This is a genomic window from Azospirillum lipoferum (genome assembly GCF_024170005.1).
In the GTDB taxonomy this organism is placed as follows: domain Bacteria; phylum Pseudomonadota; class Alphaproteobacteria; order Azospirillales; family Azospirillaceae; genus Azospirillum; species Azospirillum lipoferum.
Genome location: NZ_JALJXJ010000005.1, coordinates 75,812 through 88,646 on the forward strand (window position 1 = coordinate 75,812; position 12,835 = coordinate 88,646).

12 protein-coding genes are annotated in these 12,835 nt (G+C 67.7%); 8 read left to right on the forward strand and 4 right to left on the reverse strand.

What is annotated here, in order from left to right:
• Positions 1 to 102: 102 nt before the first annotated feature.
• The 6 genes from J2848_RS12810 to J2848_RS12835 all read left to right on the forward strand — a co-directional run bounded on the left by J2848_RS12810 (position 103) and on the right by J2848_RS12835 (position 5,690).
• Positions 103 to 555: a hypothetical protein gene (locus J2848_RS12810; RefSeq protein ID WP_149231394.1), complete on the forward strand. Its 453-nt coding sequence runs from the start codon at positions 103 to 105 to the stop codon at positions 553 to 555.
• 110 nt (positions 556 to 665) lie between these two features.
• Positions 666 to 1,709, forward strand: a complete 1,044-nt coding sequence (locus J2848_RS12815) for a polyamine ABC transporter substrate-binding protein (RefSeq protein ID WP_149231395.1) — start codon at positions 666 to 668, stop codon at positions 1,707 to 1,709.
• 63 nt (positions 1,710 to 1,772) lie between these two features.
• Positions 1,773 to 2,828, forward strand: a complete 1,056-nt coding sequence (locus J2848_RS12820; RefSeq protein WP_246193851.1) for an ABC transporter substrate-binding protein — start codon at positions 1,773 to 1,775, stop codon at positions 2,826 to 2,828.
• A gap of 25 nt (positions 2,829 to 2,853) precedes the next feature.
• Entirely contained in the window at positions 2,854 to 4,116 is a 1,263-nt protein-coding gene (locus tag J2848_RS12825; protein ID WP_246193852.1) for an ABC transporter permease, read from the forward strand.
• 30 nt (positions 4,117 to 4,146) lie between these two features.
• Complete coding sequence (locus J2848_RS12830) at positions 4,147 to 4,950, forward strand: ABC transporter permease (RefSeq protein WP_149231396.1); 804 nt, start codon at positions 4,147 to 4,149, stop codon at positions 4,948 to 4,950.
• A complete protein-coding gene (locus tag J2848_RS12835) occupies positions 4,947 to 5,690 on the forward strand; it encodes an SDR family NAD(P)-dependent oxidoreductase (RefSeq protein ID WP_149231397.1) in 744 nt (247 codons plus the stop codon). The genes J2848_RS12830 and J2848_RS12835 overlap by 4 nt, the downstream gene beginning before the upstream one ends.
• A 19-nt stretch (positions 5,691 to 5,709) precedes the next feature.
• Here the strand turns inward: J2848_RS12835 and J2848_RS12840 are convergent, their stop codons facing one another.
• The 4 genes from J2848_RS12840 to J2848_RS12855 all read right to left on the reverse strand — a co-directional run bounded on the left by J2848_RS12840 (position 5,710) and on the right by J2848_RS12855 (position 9,784).
• Positions 5,710 to 6,387, reverse strand: coding sequence for a GntR family transcriptional regulator (locus J2848_RS12840; RefSeq protein ID WP_253568648.1), 678 nt, complete (start codon positions 6,385 to 6,387; stop codon positions 5,710 to 5,712).
• Between the two features lie 92 nt (positions 6,388 to 6,479).
• A complete protein-coding gene (locus J2848_RS12845) occupies positions 6,480 to 7,793 on the reverse strand; it encodes an aspartate aminotransferase family protein (protein WP_211103107.1) in 1,314 nt (437 codons plus the stop codon).
• 60 nt (positions 7,794 to 7,853) lie between these two features.
• Positions 7,854 to 8,849, reverse strand: coding sequence for a transketolase family protein (locus J2848_RS12850; protein ID WP_149231399.1), 996 nt, complete (start codon positions 8,847 to 8,849; stop codon positions 7,854 to 7,856).
• The gene (locus J2848_RS12855) at positions 8,846 to 9,784 is read right to left on the reverse strand and encodes a transketolase (RefSeq protein WP_211103108.1); all 939 of its coding nucleotides are present in this window, start codon (positions 9,782 to 9,784) and stop codon (positions 8,846 to 8,848) included. Before J2848_RS12855 ends, J2848_RS12850 begins: the two co-directional genes overlap by 4 nt.
• 215 nt (positions 9,785 to 9,999) lie before the next feature.
• Here J2848_RS12855 and J2848_RS12860 point away from each other — a divergent pair, with 215 nt between their 5' ends.
• Together J2848_RS12860 and J2848_RS12865 are read left to right on the forward strand one after the other, a co-directional pair.
• Positions 10,000 to 11,379, forward strand: coding sequence for an aminotransferase (locus J2848_RS12860; RefSeq protein WP_149231400.1), 1,380 nt, complete (start codon positions 10,000 to 10,002; stop codon positions 11,377 to 11,379).
• A 13-nt stretch (positions 11,380 to 11,392) separates the two neighbouring features.
• Complete coding sequence (locus J2848_RS12865) at positions 11,393 to 12,820, forward strand: amidase (RefSeq protein ID WP_149231401.1); 1,428 nt, start codon at positions 11,393 to 11,395, stop codon at positions 12,818 to 12,820.
• Positions 12,821 to 12,835: the final 15 nt, after the last annotated feature.

The window sequence follows — 12,835 nt, forward strand, 5'->3', positions numbered from 1 at the left end:
ATCGTTCAGGTAAGAACGTTTAGCGTCCTTGCATTGACCGGCACGGCAATCCGTTCGCGTCCGGCCTGATCCCGATCTCTCCAAGGTCCAAGGACGCGGATCATGAGCCAATCCACCTCCCTCTGCGTCGCCGCCGGCGATGTTCTGACGAGCCTTTCCTGCAAGCTGCACAGTGCTGGTTGCTCCGTCGTTCGCGGGGTGCTGGACCTGTTGATGATGCCATCGGGCAATCAGCGCCTTCTCGGCTGGCTCGGCAATCACCTGCTGTCGATCGCCGGTCAACTCGGCGGCGGTGCATCGGACCTGATCCCGCTCCATTCCGACCTCCATTTCGCTGCCGTTGGCTCGTTTCTGACCGCAATCGGCTGTGCCACCATTCTGGCGCTGCGCTCGCTCGGCACCGCGCTCGTGCTGGCGATCATCATGCTGATCGGTGCGCATGTTTCGATCCTGCTGTTGCCGCCGGACTTCGCCGCGTCGGTCAAGGGCGCCGAATTCGTGCTGATCGCCGGCTTGCTGGCGGTCAGCACTGCAGTCCGCCACTCGCCGCATTGACCAAATTGCCCGTCTTGACAGGTAATTTATAACTTATAAGATCGGCGCATCGGATGGTCCGGTGCGATGGGACGTCGCCGGCCTTCCGTGTTCCAGACAAGGAGGATCGGATGACGACGACACGAGCAGGTCGCCTTTACGCGCCCATAGTGTTCGCCATGCTGATTGCGTCCGGGGCGTCGCATGCCCGTGACCTGACCGTCGTCGGCTTTGGCGGATCGTTGCAGGACGCGATGCGGACCGCCTATTTCGAGCCATTTTCCAAACGATACGGCGCGCCACTGATTGAGGAGTCCTACACCGGCGGCATTGCCAAGCTGAAGGCGATGAACCAGTCGCGGACGGTCACCTGGGACGTCCTGCAAATGGACGAGAACGAGATGACGCTGGCCTGTGACGAGGGGCTTCTCGAGCCCTTCGACTGGAAAAGCCAGCCGAACGCCGCCGACATCCTTCCGCAGGTCAAAGCGCCCTGCGGTGTCGGCGCGTTCGTCTGGTCGAAGGTGCTGGCCTTCGATCCGGCCAAGACCCCCGGCGTGAAATCCTGGGCCGATTTCTGGGACATCAAGCGTTGGCCGGGCGAGCGCGGCTTGCGCAAGCAGGCGCGCATGACGCTGGAGATCGCCCTGCTGGCCGACGGCGTTGCCCCGGACAAACTCTACGAGACGCTGGGCACCAAAGCCGGGGTGGACCGAGCCTTCGCCAAGCTGGACCAGATCAAGCCGCATATCCGCTGGTGGGTCAGCGGCGCGCAGCCAGTCGAATGGCTCGCTGCCGGCAATGTGGTCATGACCTCTGCCTACAACGGGCGGGTCGCCGCCGCCAACAAGGATGGGCGGGCCTTCACCATGCTCTGGACGCAGCAGCTCTATTCCGCCGATTACTGGACGATCCCCAAGGGCACCGACAAGCTGAAGGCGGCCAGGGAACTGATCGCCTTCATGACCAGCGCCGACGCGCAGAAGCGCTTTGCCGAGACGATCCCCTACGGCGTCACCAACAACCGCGCCTCCGCCCTGATCGATCCGAAAATCCAACCGGACCTGCCGACCGCCCCGCAGAACATGGCGGGCGCGCTGATGATCGACACGCCCTTCTGGGTGAACAACGAAGACGAGTTGCAGCAGCGCTTCGAGCGCTGGGTCGCCCAATAGATCCGGGTTCACCGGACCGGATGCAGAGCCGACCGCAACCAGTTTCCTGAACAGGTGAGAAACATGATGCTTCACGCGACGCGCATCGTCGGATGCGCGCTGGCCGCCGGGCTGTTGTCCGTGCCGGCCCTGGCGCAATCCCCACAAACCGAGCAATTGACCGTCGTCGGCGCCGGAGGTGTGCTGCAGGACGCCGAACGCGCGGTGTTCTTCCGACCCTTTGCCAATGCCAACAAGGTGCAGCTGACCGAGGATTCCTATTCGGGTCAGATGGCGAAGGTCCGCGCCATGGTCGATACCGGCAGCGTCAGCTGGGACGTGCTGCAGGTCGAACAGAACAGCCTGCTGAGCGGCTGCGAGGAGGGGCTGTTCGAGAAGATCGACTGGACCGGGATCGGCGACCGCAGGGATTTCATCGACGAGGCCTACAGCGAATGCGGTGTCGGCGCCTTCGTCTGGTCGATGGTGATGACCTATGACCGTGCCCGCACCGCCGACGGACCGAAGGGCTGGGCCGATTTCTGGAACGTGCAGCGCTGGCCGGGAAAACGCGGCCTGCGCCAGACCGCCAAGATGACGCTGGAGATCGCCCTGCTGGCCGATGGTGTGCCGCGTGAGGAGGTGTACAAGGTATTGGCGACCCCGGCCGGGGTGGAGCGTGCCTTCGCGTCGCTCGACAGGCTCAAGCCGGACATCCTATGGTGGACCTCCGGCGCCGAACCGATCGAGCGGCTGGCTTCCGGTGACGTGGTCATGTCCGCCGCCTTCAACGGTCGGGTGGCGGCAGCCAACCAAGGAGGGCGGTCCTTCGCGCTCGCCTGGGACGGGCAGGTGCTGGGCGTCGATTACTGGGCGATCCCGAAGGGGGCGAAGAACCGCGCCACGGCGGAGCGCTTCATCGCCTTCGCCAGCCGGCCGGAGGTGCAGGCGCGCTTTCCCAGCCACATCGCCTATGGCGTGACCAACCGCAAAGCCAATCTTGCCGTCGATCCGAAGCTGGCCGCCGACCTGCCGACGAGCCCTGCCAATTTCACGCTGGCGGTTCCGCTCGACACCGCCTTCTGGGCCGACCATGGGGAGGCGTTGGAAGCGCGCTTCGCCAATTGGCGCTCCCGATGACCGGCGGGAAGGAGCGATGACGCGCATGGCAACCACCACTGAAACCCCCACTGATTCCATGGGCCGGGCCACGGCGCTGGCACCGCCGTCCCTGTCGTCCCGCGCGAAGGCCCGGATGGTCTCGGCCCTGCTGATCATGCCGCTCGTCCTGTTCCTCACCCTGGTCTTCGTGCTGCCGCTGGGCGGCATGCTGGTGCATGCGGTGGAGAATGGCGAGGTGGGCGAGGCGCTGCCCGGCGTTGCCGCGGAGATGCGCGGCTGGACCGGCGAGGGGCTGCCGCCGGAGAGCGCCTATGCCGCGCTGGCCCGCGACCTGAAGGCCGCCTATGGCGATCCTCGCCTGGGCGAAGCGAGCCGGCGCCTGAACTACGAACGCGCCGGTTACCGCGCGCTGCTGGCCAAGACCGCGCGGTCCATCCGCGCTATCGACCGGCCGCGGGCGGGCTGGACGGCGGAGCTGACCGCCATCGATCCGCGCTGGAGCGAAACCGCCACCTGGGCGGCGCTGCGACGGGCCAGCCCGTCGCTGACACCCTATTACCTGCTGACCGCGCTCGACCTGCGGATGGACGACAACGGCTCGATCGCACGGGCTCCGGCGGAGGAGCGCATCTACATCGACACACTGGGCCGCACTCTGTGGATCGGCTTCGTCACCACGCTTCTGTGCCTCGTGCTGGGCTTCCCGCTTGCCCATGCGCTGGTCAGCCTGCCACGCGGCTTCGCGTCGGTCCTGATGGTCTGCGTGCTGCTGCCCTTCTGGACCTCGCTGCTGGTGCGGACCAGCGCCTGGATCGTCGTGTTGCAGAAGGAAGGCGTGCTGAACGGGCTGCTGACCCGGCTTGGCATCGTCGATGCGCCGCTGGAACTGGTGTTCAACCGCTTCGGCCTCTATGTCGCGATGGTGCACATCCTGCTGCCCTTCATGATCCTGCCGATCCTCAGCGTGATGAAGGGCATCTCGCCGTCCTACATGCGGGCCTCGGCTTCCCTTGGCGCCCATCCGGCGGTCGGCTTCCTGAAGGTCTATCTGCCGATGACGCTGCCGGGTGTCGGGGCGGGGTGCCTGATGACCTTCATCATCGGCGTCGGCTATTACATCACGCCCAGCCTGGTCGGCGGTGCTCGCGACCAGATGACCAGCTATTTCATCGCCTACTACGCGAACACCACCATCAATTGGGGTTTGTCCTCGGCGCTGGGGGCGATCCTGCTGGCCTGCATCATGCTGCTCTATGCGACGGTCGGACGCCTGATCGGTGTCGGCCGCATCGCCGGCATCCAGTGAGGTCCCCGCTTCCGGAAGAGAGGCCGAACCATGTCCAGTCCGACCCGTGTTCTCCAATACGCCTTCTGCTGCGCGATGATGGTCTTCCTGGTGGGGCCGATCCTGACGGTCATCCCGATTTCCTTCAGCTCCGCCGGCTTCCTGTCCTACCCCATCCCCGGCCTGTCGCTGCAATGGTACGAGAAGGTGCTGGCGGCCTCCGGCCCCTGGCTGCCGGCGCTGCGCAACAGCCTGATCGTCGGCACCGGCGCCATGGCGCTCGCCACGCTGCTGGGCACGCTGGCGGCGCTGGGGCTGGCGCGCAACGACCTGCCGGGGCGATCCTTCCTGCTCGGGCTGCTGATCGCGCCGATGGTGGTGCCGGTCGTCATCAGCGGCGTCGCCATGTATTTCCTGTTCGCGCGGATCGGCCTGACCGCGTCCTATCTCGGGCTGATCCTGGCGCATGCGGCGCTGGGCGCGCCCTTCGTCGTCATCACGGTGACGGCAACGCTGCGCAACTTCGATACCACCCTGGTGCGCGCGGCCTACAGCCTGGGCGCCTCGCCGGTGCGGACCTTCTTCACCGTGACGCTGCCGCTGATCCTGCCGGGCGTGCTGTCCGGCGGCCTGTTCGCCTTCATTTTTTCCTTTGACGAGGTTGTGGTGGCGCTGTTCATCGGCGGGCCGGCGCAGCGGACCTTGCCGCGCCAGATGTTCGACGGCATCCGCGACACCATTGATCCCTCCATCCTGGCGATGTCGACTCTGCTGGTCGGCGTCACCATCGTCTTCATGGTTCTCTTGACCCGGCTGGGGCGGGGGACCGGTTCAAAGTCCGGGAGCAAAGCATGATCATCGTTACCGGCGGCACGCACGGCATCGGCCGCGCCTGTGTCGAGCGCCTGACCGGCGAAGGGCGGGCCGTCCTCTTCACCGGCCGGGACGAGGCGGCCGGCGCCGACCTCGCCGGACGCTGTCCGGGCGCCGTCTTCCAGAGCGGCGATGTCGCCGCGCCCGACGACTGCGCCCGTGTGGTCGCGCGTGCAATGGAACTCGGCGGCGGCTGCATCGACGGGCTGGTCAACAATGCCGGCATGTCGCGCCGCGTTGCCTTCGCCGAAGCGCAGGTGGAGGATTGGGACCAGGTGATGGCGGTGAACGCCCGCAGCGCCTTCCTGTTCACCCGCCTCGCCCTTCCGGGGCTGCGGGCGGCGCGCGGCGCGGTGGTGAACGTCGCCTCCGTTGCCGGCAAGATCGGGGAAGAGGGGCTGGCGATCTACTGTGCATCGAAGGCGGCCGTGATCGGCATGACCCAGGCGCTGGCACTGGAGTTCGGCGACGAGGTCCGCTTCAACGCCGTCTGCCCGGGCCAGATCGACACCCGCATGATGCAGGGCATCAAGACGCAGGAGATCAAGCGCCGCCGCCTGGAGCAGCGCATCCCCGCCGGCCGCTTCGGCGCGCCGGAGGAGGTCGCCGATGCCGTCGCCTGGCTGCTGTCGGAGCGGTCGAGCTACGTCAACGGCACCGTCCTGACCATCGACGGCGGCGAGACCGCCGGGATGCGCACCCCGCGCGGTCTGGACGAGTGACGGGTTCCCCCGGCGCCGGTCAGGCCGGCGTCAGGGATTGGCCGATCTTCTCCAGATAGGGGATCAGGCTCTCGCCGCCGCGGATGATGTCGCGTTCGATGGCGGCCCGCGCGGCGGGGCCGTCATGGGCGCGGAGTGCGGCGATCAGGGCCAGATGTTCGTCGGCGCCGGCGTAATCGTCGTGTTCGACCTCGTTGTAGAACACGTTCAGGATCGGACCCATCGACACCCACAGGCTTTCGATCTGGCCGACCAGCATCTCCATCCCCGACAGCCGGTAGACCGCGAAGTGGAAGTCGCGGTTGTGCTGCAGCGCCGCCGTGACGTCGCGCGCGCGCTCCGCCGCGTCGAACCGGGCATGCGCTTCGGTCAGGCGAGCGATGTCCTCCGCCGTGGCATGGGCGGCGCCGAGTTCCGCCGCCAGACCTTCCAGGGCGATGCGGATGGTACGGATTTCCAGATAGCGCGACAGGCTGAGCCCCGGCACGCAGACGAAGCGGCCCGATCTCAACTCCAGCCCCTGTTCGCTGACCAGCCGCAGGCAGGCCTCGCGCACCGGCGTGATGCTGGTACCCAGCTCGTCCGCCAATTCCTGCATGACCAGCCGCTGGCCCGGCTTGAAGCTCCCGGCGATCAGTGCTTCGCGCACCGCCACGTAGGACCGCGCCGACAGGTTTCCCGGTTCGATCGGCTGCATTCGCACGACGTCATCTCCTCACACACGGACGAACGGCAGGAATGGCGCCTCGGCGTCGTCCCTGCCGTCCTATAAGCTATAACACAGAAAGGTCAGGCGCCGACCCGCATCGCCGGATGGAGCGCATGCAGCGTCTCGGCGATGGCGTCCAGCGTGCGGTCGATCAGCGCCTCGTCATGGGCGGTCGACAGGTAGAGTCGCTTCAGCGGCAGGGGCTGGAAGATGAACCGCTGCTCCACCAGCCGCCGGCGGAAGGCGAGGTCGGCGGTGTTGTCGTTGCGCAGCAGATCCTCGTAGCGCTGGAAGGCGCCCTGGAAGAAATAGAGCAGCCACACTGAGCCGTAGCCGGCCGGCTGCGCCGGAATCCCCAGCCGCTCCACGATGGCGGACAGGCCGTTTCGCATGCGGTCGCCCAGCGCGAACAGCCGCTCATAGGTGCCTGGCCGCTCCAGTTCGCCGATGGTGGCCAGCAGGGCCGCCAGCGAGGGCGGTGTGCCGTTGAAGGTGCCGCCCATGAAGACCGCTCCCTCGCCGGTCCGTGCCAGCCGCTCCATCAGATCGGCACGGCCGGCCAGGATGCCGACTGGATGGCCGGAGGCCACCGCCTTGCCGAAGGTGGCGAGGTCGGGCGTCACCCCGGAGATGGACTGGTAGCCGCCCAGCGCGTGGCGGAACCCGGTGATGACCTCGTCGAAGATCAGCACGGTGCCATGGTCGGCGGTCAGCCGGCGCAGGTCGCGCAGGAAGGCGTCATGAGCGATCACCGATCCCATGTTGTGGGCGATCGGCTCGACGATCACCGCGGCGACCTCGCCCGGATGGGCGGTCAGGTAATCCTCGAACGCCTGGGCGTCGTTGTAGGGCAGGACCATGGTGTGCCGGGCAGCGTCGAGCAGGATGCCGTCGCAAACCGGGTCGTACTGGCCGATCCGGTCGGCGGGCGACTGCACGTTCATGGCGACGTAGTCGTGCCAGCCGTGATAGCCGCCCTGGAACTTGATGACGGTCCGCCGACCGGTGGCGGCGCGGGCCAGCCGCAGCGCGTGGTAGGTTGCCTCCGACCCGCTGCTGCAGAAGGCCACCCGGTCGGCGCAGGGGATCAGGCGGACCAGCGTTTCCGACGCTTCGATCTCCAGATCCAGCGCCCCGGCGCCGATCAGGTCGATGCGCTCGGACACCGCGGTCACGCGGTCGCGCACGGCGGCGGCGCAGTGGCCCAGCATGTTGGCGCCGAAGCCGCAGTGATAATCGACATGTTCGTTGCCGTCGGCATCGTACAGGTACGGCCCGGCCGCGCGCATGAACACATAGGGGTGCGCCAGCCGCCGGCTGGGGCTGAGCAGCCCGCCCGGCATGACGGCCCGCGCCCGCGCGGTCAGCGCGGCGTTGTCGGTCTCGATTGGCATGGTTGGTCCTCGTCAGGGCTGCCGGGACGGGCAGGGGGCGCCCGTCCCGGCCAGCCGGTGTCAGGCTAGGATGTCGCGGACCACCGTCTCGATGCCGGCGGCGTCGAGCTTGTAGTGGCGGTAGAGGTGCGTTGGTGGGGCGACCAGGCTGTATTCGTCGCGGATGCCGTGGCGGATCAGCACCGCCTTGGTGCCGGCCTCCGCCATCGCCTCCGCCACGGCACCGCCGAGCCCGCCGAGGATGTTATGCTCCTCCACCGTCAGGATGATGCGGGAGCGTTCGGCCGCCGCCAGCACCGCGTCACGGTCCAGCGGCTTGATCGTATGCATGTCGGTCAGCCCGATCGACAGGCCGGACGCCCGCAGCGCCCGCACCGCCTCGCGGGAGGGGTGGACCATAGTGCCGCAGGCGATGATAGTCAGGTCGGTGCCGGTCTCATGCTCGATGGCTTTGCCGAACCGGAAGTCGGGGAGGTCCTCATAGACGTTCGGCTCCTGCCCGCGGCCGATGCGGAAATAGATCGGTTCCGGGTGGTCGGCCGATGCCTTGATCGCGGCGGCCAGCTGCGGCCCGTCGGCCGGATTGACAACGGTCAGCCCGGCGATGGAGCGCATGATCGCCAGATCCTCGGTCGCATGGTGCGAGGTGCCGTAGAAGCCGAGCGCGATCCCGGCATGATGCCCGATCAGCCGCACCGGCAGGGCGGAATAGGCGACGTCCATGCGAATCTGCTCGCAGCACAGCAGGCCGAGGAAGGAGGCGAAGGTCGCCACGAAGGGCATCACGCCGGTGGTGGCGATGCCGGCCGCCGCCGACACCATGTTCTGCTCCGAGATGCCGAACTGGATGAAGCGGTCGGGATGCCGAGCGGCGAAGCGGGCGAGGCCGTTGGAATATTGCAGGTCGGCGGTCCCGGCCATCACCAGGTGGCCGTCCTCCACCAGCGCCGACAGCGCGTCCGACAGGTAGGACAGGCCGGGCGCGCGGGCATTGAGCTGCCGGTACTGCCAGCTGCCGGGATTTGCCGGCCCTGCGAGAATATTGGCGGCGGTCATCGGGCGTCTCCCTGGAGGATGGCGAGGCCAGTGGGCTGTCCCATGATCTCGGCGATGGCGGCGGCCTCGTCCTCCGGCGCCAGATATCCCAGGTGCCAGCCGGCCTCCCGCTCCATGTAGCCGACGCCCTTGCCTTTCAGGGTCCTGGCGATGACGCAGACCGGTTTGTCGCGGGCTTTGTCCTGCTTCAGCCGGCGGAACAGGGTGGCGAGGGCGGCGACGTCGTGGCCGTCCACCTCATGCACCTCCCAGCCGAAGGCGCGCCATTTGTCGGCCAGCGGCTCAATCCCCATCACCTCGTCCACTTGGCCGTCGAGCTGGTAGCCGTTGCGGTCGACGATGGCGATCAGGTTGCCGGCCTTCTGGTGGGCGGCGGCCATCGCCGCTTCCCACACCTGCCCCTCCTGCATCTCGCCGTCGCCGAGCATGACATAGACGTCGAAGCGCCGGCCCATCATCCGGCCGCCCATCACCATGCCGAGGCCGGCGGACAGCGCATGCCCGATGGAGCCGGAGCTGAAATCCACCCCCGGCACCTTGGTCATGTCAGGGTGGTCGCCCAGCGGATTGCCGAGCCGGGTGTAGCCGTCCAGCAGCTCCTTCGGGAAGAAGCCCCAGTCGGCCAAAAGCGGGTAGAGTCCGACCGCGGCATGGCCCTTGCCCATCAGGAAGCGGTCGCGGTCGGGCCAGCGCGGCTCCCCGTGACGCAGGCGCATAGCGTCGTAGTAGAGCGTCGCGAACAGCTCCGCGCAGGAGAAGGTCGAGGAATAGTGGCCGACCTTGGCGATGGCGATCAGCCGGATCGTCTCCAGCCGGACATGCCGGGCGCGCTCCTCCAGATGGGCGATGGCTTCAGGTGTCAGAGGAGCAGGCATCAGGGTTCGGTCGGCGCCCATGGGATCGGGCGCCGGTGCGGCGGTGGCGGTCGTTGGCATGGTCTTCCTGTCAGCGGATCGGCGCTGGAACGTGAGCGGCGGGGTGCGAAGGCGCGCCGAATTGCCCTCGACAACTTATAACTTATAAGATACAAGTTGGGAATGGCAAGCGCGACGTTGCTGCTCCTTCCGCCCCAACCTCCAGTCAGGTCCGCGGTCTGAGCGCCATCGACGCTCCCCTCACTCAATTCCCGTAATCAGGATGAGCCGATCCCATGACCAACGCCCTTCGTGCCTTGGACATCGACCTGCATCTGCATTCGCAAACCAATGCCCGCGCCCATGAGGAGCGCGGGCCGCTTGCCCTAGTGCGGGGCGACGGCGTCCATGTCGTGGACGAGTCCGGCCGCCGCTATATCGAGGGGATGGCCGGGCTGTGGTGCGCGTCGCTCGGCTTCGACGAGGCGCGGCTGGCCGATGCCGCCGCCCGCCAGATGCGGACGCTGGCGACCTACCACACCTTCAACCACCGCACGAACGACGCCTGCGTCGCGCTCGCCGAGGCGATATCGGCCATCTCGCCGCTCAAGGGAGGCAAGATCTTCTTTGCCAATTCGGGGTCGGAAGCCAACGATACCATGGTGAAGCTGGCCTGGTACCACAACGCCGCGCGCGGCCAGCCGGAGAAGCGCAAGATCATCAGCCGCACCGGCGCCTTCCACGGCAGCACAGTGATGGGTGCGGCACTTAGCGGCCTGCCGCACATGCACCGCGCCTTCAACCTGCCAGACCAGGGCGTGGTCTTCACCGCCTGTCCCAACCATGCCCGTTATGCCGAACCGGGCGAAAGCCAGGAGGAGTATGCGACGCGGCTGGCCGCCGAACTGGAGGCGCTGATCCAGGCGGAGGGTGCCGACAGCATCGCGGCGATGATCGCCGAACCGGTGATGGGGGCGGGTGGTGTGATCCTGCCGCCGGAGACCTATTTCCCCAAAATCCAGGCGGTGCTGGCCCGCCATGACATCCTGCTGCTGGCCGATGAGGTGATCTGCGGGTTCGGCCGCACCGGCAACTGGTTCGGCAGCCAGACCTTCGGCTTCCTGCCGGACATGATGTCGATGGCGAAGGGCCTGTCGTCGGGCGCCATCCCCATTGCCGCGGTGGCGCTGAGCGACCGCATCTATCAGGCGATTGCCGACCAGAGCGCGGAGGTCGGCGTTTTCGGCCACGGCTTTACCTATTCCGGACACCCGGTGTCGGCGGCGGTCGCGACCGAGGCGATCCGCATCTATCACGAGATCGACGTGGTCGGCCGCGCCCGGCGGCTGGGCGCCCATCTGCGCGCCGCGCTGGCCGAGACGCTGGCCGGGCACCCGCTGGTCGGCGAGATCCGCAGCGTCGGATTGCTGGCCGGCATCGGCCTGACCGCCGACCCGGCGACCGGTCGCGATTTCGATCCTGCCCTGCGGGTCGGCGCGCAGGTGGAGCGGCGCTGCCTTGCCCATGGCGCGATCATCCGCAACATGGGCGACAATATCGCGCTCTGCCCGCCCTATGTCATCGAACCCGGCCAGATCGACGCGCTGGTCGAGCGGCTGCGCGTTGCGCTGGACGATGTTGCTGACGCGCTGTCCCGCGACAGCCTTGCCGCCTGAGGAGGGGCGCGTCATGACTTATCTCGATCTGCTCGATCAGGCCCGTCTGATCCGCGATGGCGAGCTCAGCGCCGCCGAGCTGCTCGATGCCACCATCACCCGCATCGAGGCGGTGAACCCAGTGCTGAACGCCGTGATCCTGCCGCTCTACGACCAGGCCCGCGCCGTGCTGGAGAGGGGGGAGGCGTCGTCCGGTCCCTTCGCCGGCGTACCCTTCCTGATCAAGGATCTCTACTGTCATGTCAGCGGCACGCCGACCACCGGCGCCTCCCGCCTTCTGGCCGGCGCCATCGTCGACCATGACAGCGAACTGATGGCGCGATACCGCCGCGCCGGGCTGCTGACGGTGGGCAAGACCAACCTGTGCGAGTTCGGCACGCTCGGCACGACGGAGCCGGTGCTGTTCGGCCCCACCCGCAACCCCTGGGATACCAGCCGGTCGAGCGGCGGGTCGAGCGGCGGTGCCGCGGCGGCTGTTGCGGGCGGCATGGTGTCGGCGGCCCATGGTGGTGACGGCGCTGGTTCCATCCGCATTCCCGCCTCCTGCTGCGGCTTGTTCGGGCTGAAGCCGACGCGCGGCCGCATCACCATGGGGCCCGATCTGGGAGACAGCCTGGGCGGCATCGTCAACGAACATGTGGTGACGATGACCGTGCGCGACAGCGCGGCGCTGCTCGACGCCACCCACGGGCCGATGGCCGGCGATCCCTACAGCGCCGCCCCGCCGGCAGACAGCTTCCTGTCGCAGGTCGGCCGCGAGCCCGGACGGTTGCGCATCGCGGTCACCGACCGGTCGCTGTTGGGCACCGACGTCGACCCGGATTGCGTGGCGACGGTGCGCGACACCGCGCGCCTCTGCGCGGAGCTGGGGCATGACGTCGAAATCGCCGCCCCGGTCTTCGATGCGGAGCACTACCAGTCGGCCTATCGCCGCTTCTGGTCGATGACGGCGACGCGCAGCCTGTGGAGCATCGGCCGCGCCACCAATCGTTCCCCCGCCGTGCTGATCGAAGAGGTCGAGCCCTTCAACCGCTACCTATTCGAGCGCGGCAGCCGCATCCTGGCGGCGGATTACGTGACGGATCTTGGCTGGTTCCACGGCTTCTCCCGCATCCTCGGGCGCTTCCTGGAACGCTACGATGTCTGGCTGACGCCGACGCTGGGCTCGCCGCCGCCGAAGCTCGGCCATTTCGATGCGGAGCTGCATGGCGGGGAAGCGGTCATGGACCGCTTCATGCAGTTCCTGGCTTTCACCACCTTCGCCAACATGGCCGGCCTGCCGGCGATGAGCGTCCCGCTGTCCTGGAACGCCGAAGGGTTGCCGGTCGGCTCCCAGTTCACCGGTCGCGCCGGAGACGAGGCGACGCTGTTCCGCCTTGCCGGCCAACTGGAACGCGCCCGCCCCTGGCGGGACCGCCGCCCGCCCGTCCACGCCGCCTGATCCCGGAGGATATGA

Bases quoted from the DNA above. Each gene is read 5' to 3' on its own strand.
- J2848_RS12810 (WP_149231394.1), top strand. From the start codon at position 103: ATGAGCCAATCCACCTCCCTCTGCGTCGCCGCCGGCGATGTTCTGACG.
- J2848_RS12815 (WP_149231395.1), top strand. From the start codon at position 666: ATGACGACGACACGAGCAGGTCGCCTTTACGCGCCCATAGTGTTCGCC.
- J2848_RS12820 (WP_246193851.1), top strand. From the start codon at position 1,773: ATGATGCTTCACGCGACGCGCATCGTCGGATGCGCGCTGGCCGCCGGG.
- J2848_RS12825 (WP_246193852.1), top strand. From the start codon at position 2,854: ATGGCAACCACCACTGAAACCCCCACTGATTCCATGGGCCGGGCCACG.
- J2848_RS12830 (WP_149231396.1), top strand. From the start codon at position 4,147: ATGTCCAGTCCGACCCGTGTTCTCCAATACGCCTTCTGCTGCGCGATG.
- J2848_RS12835 (WP_149231397.1), top strand. From the start codon at position 4,947: ATGATCATCGTTACCGGCGGCACGCACGGCATCGGCCGCGCCTGTGTC.
- J2848_RS12840 (WP_253568648.1), bottom strand. From the start codon at position 6,387: ATGCAGCCGATCGAACCGGGAAACCTGTCGGCGCGGTCCTACGTGGCG.
- J2848_RS12845 (WP_211103107.1), bottom strand. From the start codon at position 7,793: ATGCCAATCGAGACCGACAACGCCGCGCTGACCGCGCGGGCGCGGGCC.
- J2848_RS12850 (WP_149231399.1), bottom strand. From the start codon at position 8,849: ATGACCGCCGCCAATATTCTCGCAGGGCCGGCAAATCCCGGCAGCTGG.
- J2848_RS12855 (WP_211103108.1), bottom strand. From the start codon at position 9,784: ATGCCAACGACCGCCACCGCCGCACCGGCGCCCGATCCCATGGGCGCC.
- J2848_RS12860 (WP_149231400.1), top strand. From the start codon at position 10,000: ATGACCAACGCCCTTCGTGCCTTGGACATCGACCTGCATCTGCATTCG.
- J2848_RS12865 (WP_149231401.1), top strand. From the start codon at position 11,393: ATGACTTATCTCGATCTGCTCGATCAGGCCCGTCTGATCCGCGATGGC.